The organism is Sedimentibacter hydroxybenzoicus DSM 7310, from assembly GCF_013403245.1.
GTDB lineage: Bacteria > Bacillota > Clostridia > Tissierellales > Sedimentibacteraceae > Sedimentibacter > Sedimentibacter hydroxybenzoicus.
In genome coordinates, this window is the sequence record NZ_JACBNQ010000001.1 from 170880 (window position 1) to 195142 (window position 24263).

Consider the following 24263-nt stretch of genomic DNA (forward strand, 5'->3'; position numbering starts at 1 on the left):
AAGGGACAAAAGTCCTAATATTATAGGAGGATTAAATGGAAATTAAGAAAATTTGTGTTATTGGAACAGGTACAATGTCAAAAGGAATTATTCAAACCTTTGCGCAGGCAGGATATCCTGTTATAGTTAAGGGAAGACCGGGAAAAACTTATGATACGTTGCAGGATACAATAGGCAAAGGTCTTGCTAAATTGGTTGCTAAGGGAAAAATTGAGCAGGCAGCTATGGATCAAACTCTTGCAAATATAACAAAGGTTACTACATATGAAGAATGCTCGGAAGCAGATTTATTCATTGAAGCAATAGCAGAAGACATGGCAACAAAACATGTTATATTTGGTGAAATTGAGGCTGTTGCTAAAGAAGATGCAATTTTAACTACCAACACATCTTCCCTATCAATTACAGAAATAGCTGCTAAAATGAAAAAGCCTGAAAATGTAATAGGTATGCATTTCTTTAATCCTGTACCGGTAATGAAATTAATTGAAATCATTAAGGGAAAGATGACTTCTCAGGAAGTTCATGATGAAATATTTGCATTATCTCAGAAAATAGGAAAAACTCCTGTAAGTGTTGATGAAGCTCCGGGATTTGTTGTTAACAGAATATTGATTCCTTTAATAAATGAAGGCATTGGTATATTGGCTGACGGAGTTGCGTCAAGAGAAGAAATAGACACTGCTATGAAATTAGGTGCAAACCATCCGATGGGACCGTTAGAATTGGGTGATTTGGTAGGTCTCGACGTATGCCTTGCTATTATGGAGGTTCTATATAATGAATTCGGTGATACGAAATACAGACCTCATCCACTTCTTCGTAAAATGGTAAGAGCAAACTTGCTTGGCAGAAAAACGGGCAAGGGATTCTATGACTATAGATGAAAGGGGACACACCTCTAAAGAAGGGAAAGCCTATGGAGAAAAGCTTTATAGGAATGTCCCCAATTGAATATCGTCAATCTGTAAAATGTCATCCATTTTGGATGGCATTTTTTTGATACATTCCGTTGCTTTGGGAGATAATATGGATATTGGAATATTTAGCTTGAAAATAGTAATTCCATTATATATAATGAAATGAAATAAATACAAAAACTTAGGAGGAAAATTATGAGCGAAATCGAAAACAGGGAATCGGTTAATTTTATTCAGAAAATAATTAATGAAGACCTTGAAAGTGGTACATACGGAAACAGGGTGCACACAAGATTTCCTCCGGAGCCAAATGGCTATCTTCATGTAGGTCATGCAAAATCAATTTGCTTAAATTACAGCTTAGCTAAGAAAAACAATGGGATTTTTAATTTGAGATTTGATGATACCAATCCTACAAAAGAAGATATATCATTTGTGGAATCTATTATAAAGGATGTTAAATGGCTGTGCCCCGATTGGGAGGAAAGAATATTTTATGCTTCCGACTATTTTGATCAAATGTATGATTATGCCGTAGAATTAATTAAAAAGGGTATTGCCTTCGTTGATGATTTATCGGCTGAAGAAATAAAGGAATACAGGGGAACATTGACTGAACCGGGAAAAGAAAGTCCTTTCAGAAACAGAACCGTTGAGGAAAATTTGGAATTGTTTTCAAAAATGAAGAACGGTGAATTTGCAAACGGTGAAAAAGTATTAAGGGCTAAAATAGATATGGCAAGTCCTAATATCAATATGAGAGATCCCGTAATCTATAGAATTTTACATGAATCTCATCACAATACAGGAGATAAGTGGTGCATTTATCCTATGTATGACTATGCTCATCCCTTGGAGGATGCGATCGAAGGAATAACTCATTCAGTGTGTACATTGGAATTTGAAGACCACAGACCATTTTATGATTGGGTTTTAAGCAATACAGATGATTTTAAGGCGGCTCCTACCAAGCAAATCGAGTTTGCTAAGTTATTTTTGTCTAAAACAATGATGGGAAAAAGATATCTGAAGAAAATGGTCGAAGAAGGATATGTTGACGGCTGGGATGACCCTCGTATGCCAACAGTGGCAGCACTAAGGAGAAGAGGATATACTCCTGAATCTATACAAAGCTTTTGTGAAGCAATAGGAGTATCAAAGGCGCAAAGTGTCGTAGATATTGCAATGCTTGAATTCGCAATAAGAGATGATCTAAGCTTAAAAGCCCCGAGAACAATGGCTGTATTAGATCCTATAAAATTGGTTATTACAAATTATCCTGAAGATAAGATAGAATATATGGAAGCGGAAAATAATCCTGACAATCCCGAAATGGGCAGTCGCATGGTTCCTTTTGGCAGAGAGCTTTATATTGAAAGAGATGATTTTATGGAAGAGCCGCCTAAAAAATATTATCGACTTTTCCCGGGCAATGAAGTTCGACTCAGAAATGCATATTTCGTCAAATGTGAGAGCTTTGTTAAGGATGAAGACGGAAAGGTTGTGGAAGTGCATTGTACCTATGATCCTGAAACTAAAAGCGGGTCCGGCTTTACCGGCAGAAAGGTTAAGGGTACAATACATTGGGTATCTGCGAAACATTATGTCGATGCGGAAGTAAGATTATATGATTATATGATGGACGATGAGGATTTTGATAAATCAAACTTTCTGGAAAAATTAAATCCTAATTCTAAAATAGTTTTAAAGAATTGTAAGATGGAGCCTACATTGAAGGAAAACAAAATAGGTGACAGATTCCAATTTTTAAGACATGGATTTTTTATAATCGATCAGGATACAACAGAAGAACATTTGGTATTTAACCGAATTGTACAATTGAAGAGCAGTTTTAAAGGTGCGGGGACACGATAGTGTCCCCGATTAGGAATAGATAGACGATAGATAAAGTGATTTTTACAATTGCTTCTCTATCGCTAAACCTACAGCTAATCTGTTGCAAATCAGGAAAATTTTATTTTCCGCAAGGGGTGGTAACTTGAACATACAAGAAATAGTTAATAGAAGTATTGAAGAAAACAAATTTATATACGGTGTTTTTACAACACCCAAGAATAAATCTGATAATCCCTATAAAAAAATCACAGCAAGACCGATCAATGCTAAGAATAAAAGCATTATTCAATTTGAAAAATTTACAGATAAACAAGCTTTTCATGAAAACTATTCATATGAAGAGGCAAATGAAGAAATAATTAATTTAATAATTGATGGTTATAAAAATATAAATTTATATACTTCAGAAGCAGATTATCAAATAATTGTAAGTAAAAAAGGCAGTGTTAAGGTTACTGAAAAACAGCCTTCTAAAAAGCAAACCACGGAAGAGCATAACAAGAAAAAACAGTATATAATCAATGAAAATGAGCCATGCGACTTTTTAGAGCTCCTTGGAGTAATGAACAAGCAAGGAATGGTGTATTCAAAAAAATACGATAAGTTTAAGCAAATAAATAAGTTTCTGGAAATAGTGGATGATTCCTTAAAGGGTAGAGAGCTTAGGGATGATTTTATGATAATAGATTTCGGGTGCGGAAAAGCATATTTAACCTTTGCTTTATATTATTATTTTTATCATTTAAGACAAGTAAAGGTTAAAATAATAGGTCTGGATTTAAAGGAAGAAGTAATAAATTATTGCAATGAAATTTCAAATAAGCTGAATTATGATAATTTGAAATTTGTCTACGGAGATATACGCAGCTTCGATTACGAAAACAAAATAGATATGATAGTTACACTTCATGCGTGCGATACTGCAACAGATGCAAGCTTGGTTAAAGCAATCAAGTGGAATGCAGATATAATATTGTCCGTTCCATGTTGCCAGCATGAGTTTTATGATAAAATAAAAAATACTGAGTTAGAGCCGATGCTTAAGCACGGTTTAATAAAAGAAAGAGTATCATCTCTGGTTACGGATTCATTGAGAGGATTGTTCATGGAAACAAAGGGCTACAAGGTCCAATTGATGGAATTTATAGCTATGGAGCATACTCCAAAAAATATTCTTATCAGAGCCGTAAAGACAGGTAAGGAAAATAAGAATGCAGAGCAGGATTACAATAATTTTAAGAAATTCTGGCACTTAGAAGATTTATTCATAGAAAATTACTACTATAAACAATAACTAACTGTTCATTGTTCATTTTTCACTGTTCAATGTTCATTGTTACAGGGGGTTGTGATGAATTCCGAAAGCTATTTTAAAGAAAGAGAAAGAGGAATTTTTGAATATATATTAGACAATATACCTGATTCCATAACTGTAGTAGATATGGAAGGTAAGGTCATTTTTTTTAATTCTACTGCAGAGGAATATTTTAGTGTTTCAAAGAAAGACATCATAGACAGTGATATAAAGGAATTTTTTCCGAATGCTTTATTATTAAAGGTCCTCGAAAAGAAGATTTCCTATCATAATATATACAATAATCCCAGAGAAAACAGCTTTGTCGTTTCCAGCGCAGTACCTCTTCATGATAAGCAGGGTAACATGATTGGCGGACTTGCAAGGGATCGCGATATAACAGAAATTGTAAAGCTCAGTGAGCTCTTAAACAAAACTCAGCATAACCTGCTTAAGCTTGAAAAGGAATACACAAAAATATCAACCTCCGGTGAAGCATATTTTTCAAAAATAATAAGTAATAACGCTAATTTCATACAAATAATCAATTTGTGTAAAAATATATCCAAGTCACCTTTAAACATATTGCTAAAGGGTGAAAGCGGAACAGGTAAAGAGCTGTTTGCAAAGGCAATCCATTATGAAAGTGAAAGGAAGGGGAAGTTTATTCCCATTAACTGCAGCGCTATACCGAAAGAACTTTTTGAAAGCGAATTGTTTGGTTATGAACCGGGAGCCTTTACGGGAGCGAGAAATGAGGGTAAAAAGGGCAAATTTGAAGAAGCCGAGGGAGGAACACTTTTTTTGGATGAAATTGCAGATATGCCTCTTGAGATGCAGCCAAAGCTTCTGCGTGTATTAGAAGAAGGTGTTGTAACAAGAATAGGCGGCAATAAGCAAAGAAAAATAGATGTAAGAATTATTTCGGCTACAAATAAAGACATCAGGACGCTTATTAAAGAGAATCAATTTAGAAATGACCTTTATTACAGATTGGATGTTTTTCAGGTGAACATTCCTCCTTTAAGAGATAGAAAGGGAGATATAGTTCTGTTGGCAAATAAATTCCTGCAGGAATTTTGCATGGAGCAGGGTATAGGTATAATTGAAATACCTGATGATATATTAAGTATATTTTCCGAATACAATTGGGAAGGTAATGTAAGAGAATTAAGAAATGTAATTCAAAGATCTGTAATTTATGCGCATCAAAATGGAAAGGATAAGATAGAAAAGGAATTTCTTCCTGCATACATGCAAAAAATTGAAGTAGATGAAATAAATAAAGTTATAAATGTAAGCCAGATAAAGCATCATGAAACCGGTTTAGAAGAATATATTGAAAAAATTGAGAAAAGAATAATACAAAACACGCTGAGAGAATTAAACTTCAACAAATCAGAAGCGGCCAAGCGCTTGAAAATTCCTCGTGCGACCTTGTATTATAAAATAGACAAATACAATATAACAATGGGAGAACAGTAGGAGAACGATGGGAGAACAATTGGAAAACAATATAGTACCGAATGATAAAATTAAATTAGCTGCCATATCTGCTTTTGGTTTGGAGGCAATAGTTAAAAGAGAATTAAACGACATAGGATTCCAGGATGTTACTGCTGATAACGGTTGGATGTACTTTGATGCAGGAATACAGGATATCCCGAAAGCAAATATAAATTTAAGATGTGCAGACAGAGTTATGCTCATAATGGGACAGTTTGAAGCCTACAGCTTTGAAGAACTTTTTGATAAAACATATGAATTAAACTGGGAAAATTGGATTGACAAGGACGGTAAATTTACCGTAAAGGGAAAAAGTATAAAATCAAAGCTTTACAGCACGCCTGATTGTCAGGCTATTGTAAAAAAAGCAGTATCTAAAAAGTTATGTGAACATTATGATGTTGAATGGATGCCTGAAACAGGGGCAGAATACACAATACTCATATCTATTCACAAGGATGTTGCCACAGTGTCAATAGATACGACAGGTGCAAGAGAAGGACTGTTTAAAAGAGGCTACAGAGAGAAGTCAACAGAAGCGCCGTTGAAAGAAACTATGGCTGCGGCATTGGTTAAGTTAAGCTATTGGAATAAGGACAGAATATTGTATGATCCCCTATGCGGCTCCGGCACAATTGCTATTGAAGCTGCATTGATAGGCAGGAATATCGCACCCGGACTTAATCGCACATTTGCATCAATGGGTTGGAAAGCTGTAAAAGATGAGTATTGGAAAAACGCTAAGATTGAAGCAAGAAAAAATATTGATTTTGACGCTGATATAAAAATATATGCATCGGATATAAATCCGAAGGCAATTAAAATAGCGCAGGAAAATGCCATAGAAGCAGGTGTGGATGATTGCATAGAATTTTTTGTTAAGGATGTTAATAAGATTATTGAGCCTATGTGTCCATACGGCATATTAATTACCAATCCCCCATACGGCGACAGAATAGGTGAGGTTGAAGAAATTCAAAAAATTCATAAAAAATTAGGAAGAGTATTCGGCAAAGATAGAACATGGTCCTGCTACGTAATCACATCTGTTGAAACCTTTGAGAAGGACTTTGGCAGAAAGGCGGACAGAAAAAGAAAGCTATTCAACGGTGATGTAAGGGTTGATTATTATCAATATTATGGAGAGAGACCGTCAAAAGAATAATAAATCTGTTGAATTGTAATCATTTTTAGTGTACACTATAAATATATGTTTGATTTTTTTTGATATTGTGTTATTATATAAAATACAATATTGGAATGGCGGGTCAAACATGATTCAGGAAGTGAGTGCAGGCGGAATTGTTTTTTTCAAAAACAGCATATTGATGTTAAAAAAGTTTAACGGAGATTGGGTTCTTCCAAAAGGGAGAATTGAGGAAAACGAATCATTGGAAGAAACTGCTTTGCGTGAGGTTTATGAAGAAACCAAGGCAAAGGTTACTACAATTAAATACCTTGGCAAAATAAATTATGAATTTAACCGTACCTGTTATATGGATAGAATTCATATCAATAAAGAAGTCCACTGGTATTTGATGATGGCACACAACATGAATTGCACTGCACAAAAAAATGAAGGCTTTGTAGAAGCTAAATTTCTTCCGTTTGAAAGAACTTTGATAATTGCTCGTTATGATGATGAAAGAAAAATTATTAGAAAAGCTGTTGAAGACATTAAATTTCATAGTTACAAGTAAGGTGATTATATGACCTTTTCTTCAAAAATAAAGGATGAGTTATCAAGAACAGAAATAACCGATTTAGCAAGCACCAAAGCTGAGCTTGCAGCATTAATCAGAACAATGGGTTATATTAGTCTGAAAGGTTTTAATAAATTTGAAATTGAGTTTTCTACAGAAAATGCGGCAGTAGCCAGGCGAATTTTTAGATTATTAAAGGTGGCATTTGAAATTTCAACTCAGGTAAGCGTTGAAAAAACAAACCGGTTAAAGAAACGCAATAATTATATTATTAACATCGAAGACAAGTATGCCAAGAATTTTTTAATCGAAACGAAGATAGCCGGCAATAATAATTTTAACTTTGTGGAATTTGATTATGGAGTTCCCGATGATTTAGTCATCAACAATGAATGTAAAAGAGCATATTTGAGGGGTACGTTTATGGGCTGCGGCTCAGTAAGCGATCCGGAAAAATCATACCATGCGGAGTTTGTAAGCAGCAGGGAAAATCACAGCAAGGGTATAAGCTCGTTGCTTAAAGAATACGGTATAACAGCAAAGACGTTGTTAAGAAAAAACAATTACGTAACGTATATTAAGGAAAGCGAACAAATTTCTGACTTGCTTGCACTGCTTGGAGCGAATAACGCAGTATTGGAATTTGAAAACGTAAGAGCCGTTAAAGAAACAAGAAATCAGATAAACAGAGTAATTAACTGTGAAACTGCAAACCTTGACAAAATAGTTGATACATCAATGAGACAGATTAACAATATCAAAATTTTAAAGAAACATAAAGCTATTGATAAACTCCCTGACCATTTAAAGGAGCTGGCATATTTGAGATTAAAGCATACGAACGCAAGCTTAAAGGAATTGGGTGAAATGTTAAATCCACCCCTTGGAAAATCAGGTGTGAATCATAGATTAAGAAAGATTGAAGAAATTGCAAATGATTTAGAGCATGAAAAAAGAGGTGTAAAATGAGATCACAAAAAGTAGTATTAAAAAATAAAATAGGACTCCATGCGAGACCGGCAGCAATATTTGTAAAGAAAGCAAGAAACTTTGACAGTGAAATTATTATCAAAAAAGACATCCAGGAAGCTAACGGAAAAAGCATAATCAGCATTATGGCATTAGGGGCTATGAAGGGTGATGAGCTTATAATTATAACAAAAGGCTCGGACGAAGACAAATGCATTACTGAATTAGCTAATTTGTTGGAATGTATGGAAGAAGAAGAATAAAAATGAGACAGTGGGGTATGACCTATCCCATTTTTCATTTTTTGCGACAGTAAGAATTATTCTGTCACAGCTATAACTAAATTAATACATAGGAGACAAGATGGAAAATAAAACAATCGCCATAGTAAACGGCAATGAAATCAAGGAATCAGACTTACAAGCTTTAATGAAAAACCTGGGACAAAACGCTGCATATTTTCAAGGTGCCGAAGGAAGAAAAAAATTAGTTGATGAATTGGTGATGCATGAATTAATGTATTCGGATGCATTGGAAAAAGGCTTGGAAAATGATGAAGAATTTATTGAAGTAATGGAAAACATGAAAAAATCAATGCTTCAACAATATAACCTCAGGAAAATGTTTAATCAGATAATTCTTTCTGATGAAGAATTAAAAGGGTACTATGAAAAACATAAAGATACTTATGTAACGCAGGAAATGGTGAAAGCAAGTCATATACTTGTTGACAGCGAAGAAAAAGCCACTGAGATTTTAGAAGATATAACAGATGGGTTATCCTTTGAAGATGCGGCCAAAGAATTTTCAAGCTGTCCTTCAAAAGAAGCCGGAGGAGCACTCGGGCAATTTGGTAAGGGTCAGATGGTGCCTGAATTTGAAGATGCGGTATTTGCAATGCAGGCAGGAGAAATAAGTGGTCCTGTTAAAACACAGTTTGGCTATCATCTCATTAAGCTGACTGAACGCATTCCCGAAAGAAATTCATCATTCGAAGAGGTAGTACAAGAGGTTAAAGACAGTTGTTTCATGGAAAAACAAGAAAAGGTATACAATGATAAAAAATCGGAGTTAAGTAAAAAATATAAGGTTGAGATATTATAACTTTCGTTATAACTTTCATTAAAAAATTATTGCAAAACATTAAATATTGTGCTAATATATTTTAGTGATAAGCAAGCGGATATGGCGGAATTGGCAGACGCGCACGGTTCAGGTCCGTGTGAGAGCAATTTCATGCAGGTTCAAGTCCTGTTATCCGCACTGAAAAGACATAGTTTCCGTTAAGAGAAAACTATGTCTTTTTTAAATTGGTTTGTCCAAACAATTGTATGCTCCACATTTGAGTTTATACGGTTATTTTAAGATTGCTTTTTTGTTGTCCATAATATATGATTTTATATATATAAATCGGGGACGGTAATAAAATTGAAAAAAGCTTCGATAGGAAGATTGTACTTATGCTTTGGGTTATTCGCATTATGCAGCAGTATGGGTCATCCGGTGACACCGACTATGTTTATTGAAAAAGGGTTTGCGGATTATGTATTTGGTTTGTCATTTGCCGCAATGTCCTTGTGTTACTTTTTCGGCTCCCTGATTTGGGGTACTGTAGGAGATAATTATGGGCATATAAAGGTAATGGCATTTACAGGTCCGGTGTATGGGGTAACGCAGCTGATTTTTGGAATGACAGATACCGTATTTATGACGATTGCAGCAAGATTAGTGGGTGGCTTTTTTAGTGCGGGTATATACGTCTGCAGCCTTGCATACCTGGTTAATGTTACGGATCAGGATAACAGAGGACGGCATATATCCTATTATGTTGCACTGACTTCAGTATTAGCCGCATTTGGATATTTTGTCGGAGGAGTAGTTGGTAATTTTTCTATACGCGTTGTATTTGTATTGCAGGCATCCTTAATATTCCTATACGGTGTTTTAACATATTTACTAATTGAAGAAGTTAAATCAGATGATAGGTTTACCGCAGGTATGTCTTTAAACCCTTTTAAGTCCTACAGCAACCTTATAGGTGAGATGCCTAAAATTCTTATAACATTTTTAATAGCCGTATTTCTTACCAGCTTTGCTTCAACTGCATATGACAATGCTTTTAATTATTATTTAAAGGATGCACTGAATCTTTCTTCGTCATATAATGGTATAATCAAAGCAATAATCGGTATTGTAACATTGATTGTAAACTTTACCGTCAATATATATATTGAAAAGCACTTTAATCCGAGAATGTCTATGATAATCGTATTGTTATTATGCGGTATATCATCATTGTCAGTTACATTTATTCCATATTTATATCCGTTCTTTATTGCAAATATAATATTTTTTATGTTTAATGCAATTTACCTCCCCATACAGCAAGATATTGTCACAAGAGGTCAGAACTCTAAAACGAGCGGTATAATTTCAGGAATATTTAATTCAGTAAGAGCAGGCGGAATGATCTTTGGATCGTTATTTTCGGGTTTTATATATGAATTGGGAAGTACATTACCGTTTCTGGCAACAGCCGTAGTATTTTTTATAAGTGCTTTTATTTCAATAATAAATCTAAAACAAGAAAAATCGGGAGTAAATTATGGAATTACAAATTAAAATAATAATGGTTGTAATGTTTTTTATAATATTAGTCAGTATACAGTACACCCTTAATAAAATACTTTTGATATTAAAAGAGATTAAGGCGGTAATGCTTATAAAAAAAGAAAAATAAGTATAATTTGTATGCTTTTAAACCATAATAAACTTATTAATAAGGAGGATATTATGGTTGAAAAGAACGATAAAAAGAAGATAAAAAAGAAAAAAGAGCTTACCCCTGACGATATAATGAAATTGGAAATAGCAAAAGAAATTGGTCTGATGGATAAGGTTGAGGAGCTTGGATGGGGAGGTCTTACCGCTAAGGAAACAGGTAGAATAGGCGGATTAATGACCGCTAAAAAGAAGAAAAGGAAGAAATAAAATGCTTAACAGAAGCTATAAAGAATTTTCTCAGATTTATGATATTCTGATGAATGATACAGACTATGAAAAATGGACATCCTTCATAGCCGAAAAAATTGACGGCAGCAAGGTTTTAGAAGCAGCCTGCGGAACAGGAAACATAACACGTTTATTGGCAGATAAAAACTTTAAGATTACTGCTTTTGACCTTTCGCAGGACATGCTTATGAGAGCTTATGAAAAGCTTGGGCGGAATCCAAGGGTTAAACTACTAAACATGGATATAAGGTCGTTTAAAATAGATGATAGATTTGACGCTGCTGTTTGCTGCTGTGACGGTGTCAATTACATAAATAAAAATGAAATTAAGGATTTTTTCAATAATGTATATAATCATTTAAATGAAAATTCCGGCTTTATCTTTGATTTGAGTACACAATACAAATATGAAACTATGTTTAATGACACCTATGTATATGATGACGGTGAAATTTTTTATGTGTGGGAGAATGGTGCTGATGAATCAAATGATGCAGTTAATATTGAAATAAACTTTTTTATAAAGGATGAATCGGATAAATATAATAGAATCAGTGAGATACAGACACAATATATACATAAGATTGAAGAAGTAGTATCATTATTAAATGAAATCGGTTTTAAAAATATAAAAATATATGATGATTACAATGACGAATCATGCAGGGATAATTCCTTGAGAGCCGTCTTTGTATGTGAGAAAGGAAACTAGCAATGGATTACATGATAAGAGCAATAGATAAGAAAAAAACATTCAGATTATTTATGGTAAAATCCACAAATGCTGTGGAAGAAGCAAGATGCAGACACAATACAACTCCCACAGTTTCAGCGGCTTTAGGAAGAACATTGACCGCAGGCTTGATGATGGGATATATGATGAAAAATGAAAAGGATAAGCTCACCATCAACATCAACGGAGGCGGCCCAATCGGAACAATTTTAGCTGTAGTCAATAACAATGGTGAAATAAAAGGATATGTTGAAAATTCGAATGTAGATTTGCCCTTAAAGCCAAACGGCAAATTAGATGTTGGAGGAGCAGTTGGTATAAACGGCAAGATTACAGTGATGATGGATATTGGTTTAAAGGAACCGTATGTTGGAAGCACGGATATCGTAACCGGCGAAATCGGTGAAGATATCGCAATGTATTATTGGCTTTCCGAACAACAAAATTCTGCTGTTGCATTAGGTGTCTTGGTTGACAGAGATTACAGCATTAAGTCCGCAGGTGGCTTTATAGTTCAGACATTACCGTTTGTAGAAGATGAAGACCTTGAAAAGTTAGAGAATGTACTAAATAATCTGAAATCTGTTTCTGATTATTTTGATAACGATGATGATGTTGAAGTAATAGCAAAAAAATTATTTGTTGATTTTGACATTGAAATAATGGAGAAAATACCCGTTGGGTTTAAATGCGACTGTTCTGAAGAAAGAATGGAAAGAGGATTAATTTCTTTAGGTAAGAAGGAATTAAAAGAAATAATAGAAGAAGATGAGCAAATAGAAACTGTTTGCCACTTCTGCAATGAAAAATATTTATTTAATGGCGACAAATTAAATAATATATTAAAATATATAGAACAATAAAATATAGAGCTAATGGAAAAAATCCAATAGCTCTAATTTTTTTTTGGTGCTATTTTAATACAGTCCTCAACAGCATCTAAAAGACCTTTGCATGAATTTGTTGCTCCTGCAATCATATCAACTTTAAGTGTTTGACCATCTATAATCTGTTTTGGTAATTTTTCAAAAACAGGTTTTGCTATATCAGGAGTTTCCTGGTTTTCTCCAACTATAATAGATAGTATTTCTGTATCGCTGAAAGTTACCGTTACAGGAATATCACCGAAATTTCCCTTTGCGGAAGCAGTATATTCTCCTGCCTTATAAATTGCTGAATCCAAAGGTGCAGATGGATCTGATCCAACGGTATTTGTTGCACATGATGAAAGACTGAATATCATCAAAATGCATAAACTTAAACTAATAATTCTTTTTAACATTTATTTCTCCTCCTAAAATTATAATTAGTTTGTTTATTAACAAACTAATTATAAACCTTAGTCCAGCACTAATGTCAATGCTTAAAAAGCAATTATTCGTTTGTGAATGGTAAAAACACTCCATGGTAGTTATATTTTTCACCATCTATAATATCTGAAGCCAAATAAATTAAAAAGCTATCACCCGATAAAATAAGTTTGTTTTTTTTAAAATATTCCATAGCATCTTTAAAATGAACATGACCGATAGGTTCAATATCAGGTTTTATTATTACTGTGAATATGTAATCTGACGGATTAATAGATATAGTTCTTGTTTATTTTATCCGGAATAAAACTAAAATACTCCTTATATTTGTTTAACATATTTAACTTTGCAGATTCAAATTTAAGCTTTTGTTCAATATCATAGGCTTGTTTATCAAATAAGGAAGAAAGCTCATGAGATGAGATATCACTAACCATTTTTGAAGCTTGAGAAAGTGAAAATCCAAGACTGCTGTAAAATTTACAGGTTGAAACCTTTCTTACGTCATAGTTTGAGTAATATCGATAATTATTGGCTTTATCTTTATATGGATTAATAATTTTCTTTTTCTCATACTGTCGTACTGTGTCTACAGTCAGCCCTTGCATTTTAGCAAAACTACTTATAGTATATTTCACAATTACCTCCATCTTTAATATATCATTGACACAATTGTAACATATATTTTTTGCGTATACAATAATATGAGCTTAAATTGGTCACGCCCAAAATACGACTAATAGAATCTTCTAACACTTCATATATTACTAAACGGAATTGATATATACCATAAAATTAATTATAATTAATTAAGCGAGTGTTCAACTCCCCGCTTAAAACATTGAATGACGGGCAAAGCCCTTATTGAATAATATTAATACTATTATTTTTTCAACAATAAGTTAATATTTACAATTGAAAATATATTATGGGAGGACGTTATATGAGATATTTGGCAAAAGAAGATTCGAAGTGTATTCAATGCAAAGCTTGCGAAGAAATATGTTCTACAACCTACTTCAAGGTAAATGATAGAAACAAGTCGTGCATTCAAATTAATGAGAAGGATGGTATGCCTGAAATAAACGTTTGCGACCAGTGCGGCGAATGTATAGACATATGTCCTGTAATGGCTATAACGAGAGATAAAAAAGGAATTGTAAGAATAAATAAAAAAATATGTGTCGGATGCTTCATGTGTGTCGGTTTTTGTTCTAAGCTGTCAATGAGACAGCATGACGACCATATCGAACCTTTTAAATGTATCGCTTGTGATATGTGTTCCAAGGTCTGTCCTACCGGCGCAATCTATATATCTGAAAGAGATGATTCGGAAGCTTTAGAAATGCCGTTAGAAAAGATTTTTAATAAGTAGGAGGACGCTATGGATATAATAACTTTAAAAAATAATCATAAACTGTTAAAAGAATATAAATATGAACTGGGTAAAATAGATAAGGGTTATGCAAACAGAACATTGTATGTAAATGTTTCTGATAACAACATTATGGAAAAGCCTGTTACACAAATGATGAAGGATAAATTTGTAGGCGGTAAGGGCTTTGGATTATGGTATCTGTGGAATGCGGTAACATCTGAAACTAAGTGGAACGATCCTGAAAATGAAATAGTAATAGCAGGAGGTCCTGTTTGTGGTATTACGCAGTATGCCGGTACAGGCAAATCTCTGGTATGCAGCTTATCTCCTTTGACGGATATCCCCATAGATTCAAACGTAGGCGGATTTTTTGGTCCTTTACTGAAATTCTCAGGCTTTGATGCTTTAGAAATACAAGGTAAGGCAGAAAAGGATGTAATAGTTTATATAGATGGAAATACAGGCGTTGTTACAATAGAAGAAGCCCCTCTTGAGGCTGTTGACGGACACGTATTAGGTGAACAGCTGACGGAAATGTATGCCGATAATGAGGCGGATAAAAGAAACGTTGCGGTTGTTACGGCAGGTACAGGTGCGGAGCATTCCCGCTTCGGACTGTTAAACTTTACATTTTATGACCCCCGAAGAAAAGTTACGAGATTAAAGCAAGCAGGAAGGGGCGGGATAGGAACAGTTTTCAGAGATAAAAAAATAAAGGCGTTGATTGTTAAATTCAGCAATGTAAAAGGCGATTTAAACAATCCTTTTGATCAAGCCATAATAAACAAGACAGGTATCAAGTATCATAAGGAAATACATGACCTTGACAGCAAGCAAAATAACATGAGAAAAATAGGGACAGCAAACATAATAGAAGTAATGGATGCGTATGATTTGCTTCCTGTCATGAACTATCAGTATGGTATGCACCCTGATACTCAAAATATAAAATCAACTGTGTTTATAGAAAAATATATTACTCAAGGTGTTCAGGACGGATGCTGGTATGGATGCTCAATGGCATGTGCGAAGGCAGCTGATAACTTTGAATTAAAGACAGGTCCATATAAGGGTCAAAAGGTAACTGTTGACGGACCGGAGTATGAAAATGCAGCGGGACTCGGCTCAAATTGTGCAATATTTGATCCTGAAGGAATTTTAGAGCTTAACTTTTATTGTGACACATATGCAATTGATACTATTTCATTTGGTACGGCAACGGCATTTGCAATGGAATGCTACGAAAGAGGTATTATCAACAAGGAAATAACAGGCGGCATGGAACTAAACTTCGGAAACTTTGAAGCTGCGGCAGAATTGTTACATCAGATGTCGAGAGGAGAAGGTTTCGGTGTTACGGTAGGGCAGGGAATTAATAGAATGAAAAAACTGTTCGCTGAAAAATACGGTGCGGATCCTGATTTCTTATTTGACATAGGTATGGAACAAAAAGGTTTGGAATATTCAGAATACGGTTCGAAAGAATCATTGGCACAGCAAGGAGGCTACGGTCTGACAAACAAAGGTCCCCAGCACGATGAAGCGTGGCTGATATTCATGGATATGGTTAACAACCAGATTCCTACCTTTGAAGATAAGGCAGAAGCACTTCATTACTTCCCCATGTTCAGAACATGGTTCGGGCTGTATGGATTATGTAAGCTGCCTTGGAATGACATTGTTCCGGCTGACAATAAATATACTTCGGAGCCTGCAAAAGTTCCGGAACATGTTCAAAACTATTTAGACGTTGTATACGGTGTTACGGGTAAAAAATTGAGTGTTTCCGATATGATTAAGGAATCCGAAAGAGTATATAACTTCCAGAAAATATTCTGTATCAGAATGGGTAAGGGCTTAAGAGCCAATGACAGAACACCGTACCGCTCAATGGGTCCGGTTACAAAGGAAGAATATGAATCAAGACAGGAACGATATGACAGCCAATTAAAAGAAAAAGTAGTATATGATCCGGAAGGCAAATCAACCGAAGAAAAAATAGCCGTTCTTAGAAAGTACAGAGAAAATCAATATGAATTGCTGATGGATGCCGTTTACAAAAGAAGAGGATGGAATTCCAATGCCGTACCTAAATTAGAACATTTAAAATATCTGGATATGGAATTACCTGAATTGATAGAAGTTATTAAAGATTTGCAGTAAGTAGTTGTCATCCTGAGCGATAGGGAAGGATCTCAAAGGGAGTGATTTGTATCATTAAGTTAAACAACAGAGATTTTCAGTGGGAACAAGGAATGACTGTTGAAGATATCATGAAAATAAAGAAATTTTCATACTCAAGAATCATCGTTAAGGTTAATGACAAGCATATAGAGCAAGAAGATTATGCTGTGACCGTTGTTAATGACGGAGATGACGTTAAGATGATTCACCTGTTGGCAGGGGGTTAATGAAAACAGTATAAGCGACCGGCACCAAATCGTAAGATTAGGTGTCGGTCATTTCGTTATATTTATAAAAATACAACGAAATGAGCGGATATGTAAAAAATAATAAAGTTGAAAGCCCATATTTTATAGTTATCCTACTTACAAATGTATAGGTAAAATTGGAACGAATTGACATTTAGAAAAAATATCAGCGGAAATAAGACGAATAGAAAACTATGTTAAACAATAAAAACTAATAAAAGTTGAAATGTTTTTTTTATTTATATATAATTATGTATAAATGTTTACGTTTTCTTATTATGAGAATAGGCGTTTTATTTTAACAAATCTAAAAAAATATGGGGGTTCGTATGAAACTAAGAAAAATGTGGTTAAACGTCAATGGTGCAAACAGGATGTTTATTTGCAATCCTGAAAAAGATTCATTATCTACAGTTTTAAGAAGAATGGGGCTCACAGGCACAAAAGTAGGATGTGGTACAGGAGTGTGCGGGTCTTGTTCAATTGTTTTGGATGGGAAATTAATACGTTCATGTACTAAAAAAATGAAGACTGTAAAAGAATACAGCAAGGTTATTACTATTGAAGGAATTGGAACTCCAAATAATCTTCACCCCATACAGGTTGCCTTTATGAATTGCGGTGCTGTACAGTGCGGCTTTTGTACTCCCGGTTTCATTGTTTCTTCATACGCATTATTATTAGAGAACAACAATCCAACACGTGAAGAAGTTCGTGACTGGTTCCAGAAACATAGAAATGTATGTCGTTGTACCGGATATGTACAAATAGTTAATGCGGTAATGGATGCTGCAAAAGTATTGAGGGGAGAAGCATCTATTGAAGATATAACGGTTCCGATGCCTAAGGACAATGAATATTACGGGAAACCTCTTGTTCGTCCTACCTCTTTGTCAAAGGTTTGTGGTGTTGCAGATTATGGCGATGATCAGGAACTTAAAATGCCGGAAGAATCTCTTCATGTAGCTATTGTACAACCTAAAGTTGCTCACCATGCTAAAATATTAAAAATAGACACTTCCGCAGCTGAAAAAATGCCCGGAGTAGTTAAGATTATTACTTCTAAAGAGCTGTTAGAAGCCGGTGGAACAAATATTATGGCTGAAGCACAGTTCCATGAAAGAACTACTGTTATGGTTCCGAGCCGTAAAATATTATGTGATGAAAAAATTTATCGTTATGGCGACGTTGTGGCTCTTGCAGTTGCAAAAACGAAAGAACAAGCACGTGCAGCAGCAGCCGAAGTAAAAGTTGAAATTGAAAAGCTTCCGGAATATTTAAATTATCTTGATGCGGTAATGCCGGATTCAATCAGAGTCCATGAGGATACTCCAAATATTTTCTCGATGCAGCCGGTATTGAAAGGTGTTGGATTGGAAGAAGCACTAAATGTGAATGATGTTATTGATAATTCGGCTTATAGTACTTCCGGTAGTTTTTATTCTTCTCGCCAGCCTCACCTGTCTATTGAAGGAACAACTGTACAGGCATATTTTGACGAAGAAGATAACTTAGCTATTCAATGTAAGTCACAGGGGGTATATTCAACCATTGGTCGTATAGGAAATTCTGTAGGTGTACCTAAAGATAAAATACGTATAATAATGAATCCAACGGGTGCAAGCTTTGGATGGTCTACAAATGCCGGAGATGTTTGTCTTGCAGCGGCGGCAGCGGTTGTTACAAAAATGCCTGTTGCTTTATCATTGACTTATGAAGAGCATCAGCATTTCTCAGGGAAGAGATGTCCATGCCATTCTAACGGACGCGTGGCTTGTGATGAAAACGGAAAAATTACAGCAGCAGAATTTGAATTCGGGATGGATCACGGTGCATATTCGTGGGGAGGCGATGACATAATGACTAAGCCTGCACGTTTTGCATTCTTCCCGTACAATATTCCTAATGTTGCCGGATTAGTCAGAATAGCAAATACAAATCACAATTTCGGAACTGCCTACAGAAGCTACGGTTCACCACAAGCATATACATTGTCAGAGGCATTGATGGATATGCTTGCAGAAAAAGCAGGTATCGACCCATTTGAATTCAGATATAGAAATATCGCAAGAGAAGGGGAAACAAATATTAACAGCTATCCATTCCGTCAATACCCAATGGAAGAAATGATGAATATCATGAAACCTATTTATGAAAAGGCGGTTGAAGAAGCTAAAAAATATGATACTCCTGAAAAACGCAGAGGTGTTGGTCTTTCATGGGGAGGCTTTAACGTTACTGAAGGCGGAACTGACAGTGCATCTGTAGCAATTGAACTCAATAGTGACAATACATTTACAAAATATGACACATATCAGGAATTAGGTCAGGGCGGTGATATCGGTTCATTAATGCTTACTCTTGAAGCTTTGAAGCCACTAAAAGTAACACCTGAACAAATCAAACTTGTACAAAACGATACTAAACTTTGTCCGGACAGCGGAATGTCCGGTGCAAGCAGGACTCACTATATGAGTGGTAAAGCAACTATAATAGCTGCTGAAAAACTAATGAATGCAATGAGAAAAGAAGACGGCACTTATCGTACATACGACGAGATGGTTGCTGAAGGAATTGAAACTAAGCATTTTGGTAAGTATCAAAATACTTCGGTAGAAGGACTTTGTCGTTTAGACCCTAACACAGGAATAGGCGATCCGACTCCGGCATTTACATATTGTTTAAATTTAGCTGAAGTTGAAGTTGACACAGCTACAGGAAAAACAACAGTAATTCGCTTCACTTGTGTAGATGATGTTGGTAAGGTTGGAAATATAGCGGCAGTAAACGGTCAGGCATATGGAGGGATTTCTCACAGCATAGGTTTTGCTTTAAGCGAAAATTATGATGATGTTGTTAAACATTCAAATATGTTAGGAGCAGGCGTTCCATACATAAAAGATGTACCTGATGTAATAAATGTTATACATTATGAAAGACCTGATGAAATAGGACCATTCGGTTCATCCGGAGCTTCTGAAGCATTCCAGTCAGCAGGACATGTGGCTGTGCTTAATGCTATAAGCAATGCATGCGGAGTACGTATTTATGAAATGCCTGCAACAAAAGAAAAAGTTAAGGCAGGTCTTGATATAATTGCTGCAGGTGGGAAAGTTGAGCCACCGAAAAAATATTTCCTAGGTTCTGATTTATATGATGAACTTGAGAATATTAAAGCAAATCCTGTAAAATTTGGAGGAGACGATTTCTTCATTCCATTAGGTAATGATGCAAATGCGGAAAGATTTTTCTAAAAATATTATTTAATTTTAAGTTCCCGGGCATATTAGCTCGGGAACAAAATTTCACTTACAGTATAAGCGATTGACACCAAATCAGAGATTTTGGTCATCTGCTTAATAGGAGAGACATGTATGGATATAAAAAAAGAAGATTTTAATGAAAAGATTAAAACTTGTTTGCAGAACGAACCGTCTTTTTGTACAGCAGTCTGTCCATTTCATCTTGATATTCATGACTTTATTCCTAAAATGCAGCGTGGAAGATTTAACGCGGCATACAGAACTTATCTGAATGCTGTTGTTTTTCCAAACATAGTATCAGAATTATGCCATGAACCATGCAAAAAGGTATGTCCGAGAAGTTCGAAAGATGAAGCAATAAATATGAAGCTGTTGGAAAAAGCAAGTATAAAATTTGCAAGAAATTTAGAGCCAAACAGCTATAATATGCCGCCAAAAAATAAAAAAGTTGCAATAGTAGGTGCAGGAATAAGTGGTTTAAGCTGCGCTTTACGTCTGGCTTCAAAAAAGTATGATGTTACTGTTTTTGAGAAATCCGGACGCATTGGCGGACACCTTTGGGATTTATCAGAACCCGAAATATTTTTAAATGATATAGAGAGGCAGTTTAAAAACGAAAAATACACATTGTGTTTAAATAAAGAAGTTATAAACTTAGAAGAATTAAAAGAAAAGTATGATGCTGTTTATGTCGCCACAGGCAAAGATGGCAGTAATTTTGGATTAAAAAGAAATTTCAATGGAGCCTTTGCAAGCAACACACCCGGAATTTTTATGGGTGGCATGCTGTGCGGCAAAAACATAGTGGAGTCAATTGCAGATGGGATTTATGCTGTAAATGCTATTGAAAGATATATTAAAACCGGCAATATGAACCAGGAAGAGGAGAAAAACGATACAAAGATAAAAATAAACGCAGATTTTATCACAGAGGTAGAGCCTGTCATGCCTTCCGATGACGGAACGTATACAAGCGAAAATGCGGTTGAAGAAGCTAAACGCTGTTTGAGGTGCTCCTGTGATGCATGTATAAGGCATTGTGATTTGATGAAGTATTATGGAAAATATCCTAAAAGAATCGGCGAAGAGGTTCATATTACAGTCCATCCCGGAACGCTTGACGGTAATGGCACTGTGGCAACCCGCCTTATTTCCACATGCAATCAGTGCGGACTTTGTAAGGATGTTTGTCCTGAACGAATAGATACAGGCGAGTATCTTTTACAAAGCCACAGAGAGATGAGGGAAAAGGGAGCAATGCCATGGGCATTTCATGATTTCTGGCTCAGAGATATGGAGTTTGCTAATGGAGAAAAGACAGCTCTTTGTAAAATCCCAAAAGGCTTTGATAAAAGTAAGTATGCATTTTTCCCAGGGTGTCAGCTGGGTGCTTCAGACTATAGATACGTAATAAAAAGCTATGAATATTTGTTAAAACAAAACCCTGATACTGCTATTATGCTGAATTGCTGTGGTGCTCCGGCAGAATGGGCAGGGGATGAACCGATTCATAGAGGTGTGATAGAAACAATCAGAAACTGCTGGTTAAGCACGGGAAAACCTACCGTAATATTTGCTTGTACAACCTGCAGAAAAATGTTTAATAAATATTTACCTGAAATAAGCGGCATTTTTCTTTATGAATTAATGGAAAAAGGAAATATTAATATCGATTGTGCAAATGCGAATGAAAAAGCTTCAGTGTTTGATCCCTGTACAAGCCGTGATGAGCCGGCACTTCAAAATTCCGTAAGGGCATTGAGTTCTAAAGGTGGCTTTGAACTTGAACCTCTTTCACATGAAGGGAAATATGCAAAGTGCTGCAGCTGGGGAGGTCAGGTTTCGGTTGCAAATCCTTCGTATTCAAAAGAAGTAGTTAAAGCCAGATTGTCACAAAGTATCAACCCTTATATAGCATATTGCAGTAATTGCAGAGATATATTCGCTTTAACCGGCAAAAATGTTTATCATATTCTTGATATAGTTTTTAACTTAAATGACAGCAACAGAAAGCCACCCACATTTACGGAAAGAAGAAAAAACCGGGTACTGTTAAAGCAAAAAATCATAAAAGATATATTTAATGAGGAAATTATGGAACAAAAAGATAGTAAAACAAAGCTTATTATAGAAGAAGAATTAAAAGAGAAACTAAGCAGTGAAATGATACTTGAAACAGAAATTGAAGAAGTTATCGAGCATTGCGAAAGAGAAGGAAAAAAAGTGTTGGATGGTGGAAGCGGCCATTTTATCGGTCATCTCAAAATTGGTACTATGACATATTGGGTTGAGTATGATGTATGCGGAGACCACTGCTATACGCTTTATAACGCATATGCTCACAGAATGAGTATAGAGGAGAGTTAATATGACTGAAAAAAAAATAATATGTTTTAAATGCAATAAGGAATTAGTGCCTAAAAAAACATATTTCAATTATCTTGAGCATAGTTTTTTTACTGATATTTTAAGTTGTCCTGACTGCGGAGAAGTATTTATTTCTGAGGAATTAGTTAAGGGACGTATTTCAGAAGTTGAAATGCAATTAGAGGATAAATGATATTATATGAAAGATATTATAAAACAATCTCCGGTAGATTATTGGATTGCTAATAGACTTGGAATTGAAATAAAGAACCTTACACAGGATAAATTGTTTAATATACAATTAGATGCTTTCAGGGAAACAGTAAAATATGTTAAAAGGGAAAGTAAATACTATAAAAAACTTTTTAGTAACATTGAGCCTGAAGATATTAAAACAAAAAAAGATATTCAAAACATGCCATTAACTTGTGAACAAGACTTCATGGGAAATGAAAAAGAGTTTTTATGTGTAAGTCAAAGAGAAATTAATAGAGTGGTAACTGTTCATACTACCGGAACAACAGGGAGACAAAAACGAATATATTTTTCTGAAAGGGATCAGCTCAGCACTATTGAATTTATGCGTGTAGGATTCAGCACAATGATTAGGCCTAACGATGCTATGCTGGTTATGATGTCAGGAGGAACAGAAGGAAGCATAGGAAGATCCGTCGAATACGCATTGGACAAGTCAGGTATAAAAACAAATGTATACGGCTCAATAGTTAATGTGCGTGACGCTTATGAAAATTTGATAAGCTTTAAGCCTAATATCATTGTTGGAATCCCTCACCAGATAAGAGCATTAAGCAAGTATGGCCAGAAATTTGATAACCCTGAAGCGAAATACATTAACAGTGTCTTATTGAGTGCGGATGATATTCCGGAGTCCCTGAGGAAACGTATCAGCAGCCTGTGGGATTGTAAAGTATTCAATCATTATGGCATGACTGAATTTGGTATTGCAGGGGGAGTGGAATGTGAAGGATTTTCAGGTTACCACACCCGTGACTTGGATTTGTACTTTGAAATAATAAACGAAGATGAGAATGGTATAGGTGAAATAGTATTTACAACTTTAAATCGTGAGGGAATGCCTTTAATTCGTTATAAAACAGGTGATGTAGGTAAATTTACAGAAACCGAATGTCCATGCGGCAGTAAGTTAAAGCGTATTGAAAGGGTATACGGCAGAAAAAGAAATATAATTAAATTGTTTGATGGAGGAGAACTACATCTTTCTGAAATAGGTAATGCTGTATTTTATGAAGATAATATTGTTGATTATGAATGTACGGTAAGAAATTCGGAGTTAGTTATTGAAGTAAAAATTTTTCCGGAGGATGAAGTTGATATAAATACCATATTAAATAAATTAAAGCAAATCGATACTATAGATAATGCAATAAAAAATGGCCTAAAAATTGAAATCAAAATTTTGCATTCAATATACTTTCCAGAGGATGGTAACATTAAAAATACTGTAGTTTTTCAATAGATGTATTGTCACAGAACATTT

23 protein-coding genes and 1 tRNA gene are annotated in these 24263 nt (G+C 35.0%); 22 read left to right on the forward strand and 2 right to left on the reverse strand.

The window, feature by feature from the left end; translation table 11 throughout:
* Positions 1–35: 35 nt before the first annotated feature.
* The 15 genes from HZF24_RS00820 to hslO all read left to right on the forward strand — a co-directional run bounded on the left by HZF24_RS00820 (position 36) and on the right by hslO (position 12857).
* Positions 36–887, forward strand: a complete 852-nt coding sequence (locus tag HZF24_RS00820) for a 3-hydroxybutyryl-CoA dehydrogenase (protein ID WP_179236360.1) — start codon at positions 36–38, stop codon at positions 885–887.
* A gap of 237 nt (positions 888–1124) precedes the next feature.
* Positions 1125–2795, forward strand: a complete 1671-nt coding sequence (locus HZF24_RS00825) for a glutamine--tRNA ligase/YqeY domain fusion protein (RefSeq protein ID WP_179236682.1) — start codon at positions 1125–1127, stop codon at positions 2793–2795.
* Positions 2796–2919: 124 nt separating this feature from the next.
* Positions 2920–4071 (forward strand): class I SAM-dependent methyltransferase, encoded by a 1152-nt coding sequence (locus HZF24_RS00830; protein WP_179236361.1) that lies wholly within the window; start codon positions 2920–2922, stop codon positions 4069–4071.
* A gap of 57 nt (positions 4072–4128) precedes the next feature.
* The gene (locus HZF24_RS00835; RefSeq protein ID WP_179236362.1) at positions 4129–5556 is read left to right on the forward strand and encodes a sigma-54 interaction domain-containing protein; all 1428 of its coding nucleotides are present in this window, start codon (positions 4129–4131) and stop codon (positions 5554–5556) included.
* 7 nt (positions 5557–5563) lie between these two features.
* Positions 5564–6742, forward strand: coding sequence for a THUMP domain-containing class I SAM-dependent RNA methyltransferase (locus HZF24_RS00840; protein WP_179236363.1), 1179 nt, complete (start codon positions 5564–5566; stop codon positions 6740–6742).
* Positions 6743–6851: 109 nt separating this feature from the next.
* Positions 6852–7277, forward strand: coding sequence for an NUDIX hydrolase (locus HZF24_RS00845; RefSeq protein WP_179236364.1), 426 nt, complete (start codon positions 6852–6854; stop codon positions 7275–7277).
* Between the two features lie 9 nt (positions 7278–7286).
* The gene (whiA, locus tag HZF24_RS00850) at positions 7287–8249 is read left to right on the forward strand and encodes a DNA-binding protein WhiA (protein WP_179236365.1); all 963 of its coding nucleotides are present in this window, start codon (positions 7287–7289) and stop codon (positions 8247–8249) included.
* Entirely contained in the window at positions 8246–8512 is a 267-nt protein-coding gene (locus tag HZF24_RS00855; RefSeq protein WP_179236366.1) for an HPr family phosphocarrier protein, read from the forward strand. The genes whiA and HZF24_RS00855 overlap by 4 nt, the downstream gene beginning before the upstream one ends.
* Positions 8513–8612: 100 nt before the next feature.
* Positions 8613–9353 carry a peptidylprolyl isomerase gene (locus HZF24_RS00860; protein WP_246345900.1) on the forward strand — a complete coding sequence of 247 codons (741 nt, stop codon included), beginning with the start codon at positions 8613–8615 and terminating at the stop codon, positions 9351–9353.
* 75 nt (positions 9354–9428) lie between these two features.
* A tRNA-Leu gene (locus HZF24_RS00865) sits at positions 9429–9512 on the forward strand.
* A 165-nt stretch (positions 9513–9677) separates the two neighbouring features.
* Positions 9678–10871, forward strand: a complete 1194-nt coding sequence (locus HZF24_RS00870; protein ID WP_179236367.1) for an MFS transporter — start codon at positions 9678–9680, stop codon at positions 10869–10871.
* Positions 10855–10989: a hypothetical protein gene (locus HZF24_RS19155; protein WP_281372231.1), complete on the forward strand. Its 135-nt coding sequence runs from the start codon at positions 10855–10857 to the stop codon at positions 10987–10989. Before HZF24_RS00870 ends, HZF24_RS19155 begins: the two co-directional genes overlap by 17 nt.
* Positions 10990–11042: 53 nt before the next feature.
* On the forward strand, positions 11043–11240 hold the full coding sequence (locus HZF24_RS00875; protein WP_179236368.1) for a small, acid-soluble spore protein, alpha/beta type: 198 nt from the start codon (positions 11043–11045) through the stop codon (positions 11238–11240).
* Position 11241: 1 nt separating this feature from the next.
* Positions 11242–11973, forward strand: coding sequence for a class I SAM-dependent DNA methyltransferase (locus HZF24_RS00880; RefSeq protein ID WP_179236369.1), 732 nt, complete (start codon positions 11242–11244; stop codon positions 11971–11973).
* Positions 11974–11975: 2 nt separating this feature from the next.
* Positions 11976–12857 carry an Hsp33 family molecular chaperone HslO gene (gene hslO, locus HZF24_RS00885; protein ID WP_179236370.1) on the forward strand — a complete coding sequence of 294 codons (882 nt, stop codon included), beginning with the start codon at positions 11976–11978 and terminating at the stop codon, positions 12855–12857.
* A 32-nt stretch (positions 12858–12889) separates the two neighbouring features.
* Here the strand turns inward: hslO and HZF24_RS00890 are convergent, their stop codons facing one another.
* Both HZF24_RS00890 and HZF24_RS00895 read right to left on the reverse strand, forming a co-directional pair.
* The gene (locus tag HZF24_RS00890; protein WP_179236371.1) at positions 12890–13276 is read right to left on the reverse strand and encodes an FMN-binding protein; all 387 of its coding nucleotides are present in this window, start codon (positions 13274–13276) and stop codon (positions 12890–12892) included.
* Positions 13277–13573: 297 nt separating this feature from the next.
* Positions 13574–13942, reverse strand: coding sequence for a MerR family transcriptional regulator (locus HZF24_RS00895; RefSeq protein ID WP_179236372.1), 369 nt, complete (start codon positions 13940–13942; stop codon positions 13574–13576).
* Between the two features lie 305 nt (positions 13943–14247).
* Between HZF24_RS00895 and HZF24_RS00900 the strand changes: the two genes are divergently transcribed.
* The 7 genes from HZF24_RS00900 (at position 14248) to HZF24_RS00930 (ending at position 24242) form a co-directional block, all read left to right on the forward strand.
* Positions 14248–14679 (forward strand): 4Fe-4S binding protein, encoded by a 432-nt coding sequence (locus tag HZF24_RS00900; RefSeq protein ID WP_179236373.1) that lies wholly within the window; start codon positions 14248–14250, stop codon positions 14677–14679.
* A gap of 9 nt (positions 14680–14688) precedes the next feature.
* On the forward strand, positions 14689–16845 hold the full coding sequence (locus HZF24_RS00905; RefSeq protein ID WP_179236374.1) for an aldehyde ferredoxin oxidoreductase family protein: 2157 nt from the start codon (positions 14689–14691) through the stop codon (positions 16843–16845).
* Between the two features lie 41 nt (positions 16846–16886).
* Entirely contained in the window at positions 16887–17093 is a 207-nt protein-coding gene (gene thiS / locus HZF24_RS00910; RefSeq protein ID WP_218835230.1) for a sulfur carrier protein ThiS, read from the forward strand.
* A 350-nt stretch (positions 17094–17443) separates the two neighbouring features.
* Positions 17444–20368: a molybdopterin-dependent oxidoreductase gene (locus HZF24_RS00915; RefSeq protein WP_179236375.1), complete on the forward strand. Its 2925-nt coding sequence runs from the start codon at positions 17444–17446 to the stop codon at positions 20366–20368.
* Between the two features lie 120 nt (positions 20369–20488).
* Entirely contained in the window at positions 20489–22744 is a 2256-nt protein-coding gene (locus tag HZF24_RS00920) for a pyridine nucleotide-disulfide oxidoreductase/dicluster-binding protein (protein WP_179236376.1), read from the forward strand.
* A 1-nt stretch (position 22745) separates the two neighbouring features.
* Positions 22746–22937 (forward strand): DVU_1557 family redox protein, encoded by a 192-nt coding sequence (locus HZF24_RS00925; protein ID WP_179236377.1) that lies wholly within the window; start codon positions 22746–22748, stop codon positions 22935–22937.
* Positions 22938–22943: 6 nt separating this feature from the next.
* Positions 22944–24242: a DVU_1553 family AMP-dependent CoA ligase gene (locus HZF24_RS00930; protein ID WP_179236378.1), complete on the forward strand. Its 1299-nt coding sequence runs from the start codon at positions 22944–22946 to the stop codon at positions 24240–24242.
* Positions 24243–24263: the final 21 nt, after the last annotated feature.

Coding starts and splice junctions, on each gene's coding strand:
- HZF24_RS00820 (WP_179236360.1), top strand. CDS start 36: ATGGAAATTAAGAAAATTTGTGTTATTGGAACAGGTACAATGTCAAAA.
- HZF24_RS00835 (WP_179236362.1), top strand. CDS start 4,129: ATGAATTCCGAAAGCTATTTTAAAGAAAGAGAAAGAGGAATTTTTGAA.
- HZF24_RS00840 (WP_179236363.1), top strand. CDS start 5,564: ATGGGAGAACAATTGGAAAACAATATAGTACCGAATGATAAAATTAAA.
- HZF24_RS00845 (WP_179236364.1), top strand. CDS start 6,852: ATGATTCAGGAAGTGAGTGCAGGCGGAATTGTTTTTTTCAAAAACAGC.
- whiA (WP_179236365.1), top strand. CDS start 7,287: ATGACCTTTTCTTCAAAAATAAAGGATGAGTTATCAAGAACAGAAATA.
- HZF24_RS00855 (WP_179236366.1), top strand. CDS start 8,246: ATGAGATCACAAAAAGTAGTATTAAAAAATAAAATAGGACTCCATGCG.
- HZF24_RS00860 (WP_246345900.1), top strand. CDS start 8,613: ATGGAAAATAAAACAATCGCCATAGTAAACGGCAATGAAATCAAGGAA.
- HZF24_RS19155 (WP_281372231.1), top strand. CDS start 10,855: ATGGAATTACAAATTAAAATAATAATGGTTGTAATGTTTTTTATAATA.
- HZF24_RS00875 (WP_179236368.1), top strand. CDS start 11,043: ATGGTTGAAAAGAACGATAAAAAGAAGATAAAAAAGAAAAAAGAGCTT.
- HZF24_RS00880 (WP_179236369.1), top strand. CDS start 11,242: ATGCTTAACAGAAGCTATAAAGAATTTTCTCAGATTTATGATATTCTG.
- hslO (WP_179236370.1), top strand. CDS start 11,976: ATGGATTACATGATAAGAGCAATAGATAAGAAAAAAACATTCAGATTA.
- HZF24_RS00890 (WP_179236371.1), bottom strand. CDS start 13,276: ATGTTAAAAAGAATTATTAGTTTAAGTTTATGCATTTTGATGATATTC.
- HZF24_RS00900 (WP_179236373.1), top strand. CDS start 14,248: ATGAGATATTTGGCAAAAGAAGATTCGAAGTGTATTCAATGCAAAGCT.
- HZF24_RS00905 (WP_179236374.1), top strand. CDS start 14,689: ATGGATATAATAACTTTAAAAAATAATCATAAACTGTTAAAAGAATAT.
- HZF24_RS00915 (WP_179236375.1), top strand. CDS start 17,444: ATGAAACTAAGAAAAATGTGGTTAAACGTCAATGGTGCAAACAGGATG.
- HZF24_RS00920 (WP_179236376.1), top strand. CDS start 20,489: ATGGATATAAAAAAAGAAGATTTTAATGAAAAGATTAAAACTTGTTTG.
- HZF24_RS00925 (WP_179236377.1), top strand. CDS start 22,746: ATGACTGAAAAAAAAATAATATGTTTTAAATGCAATAAGGAATTAGTG.
- HZF24_RS00930 (WP_179236378.1), top strand. CDS start 22,944: ATGAAAGATATTATAAAACAATCTCCGGTAGATTATTGGATTGCTAAT.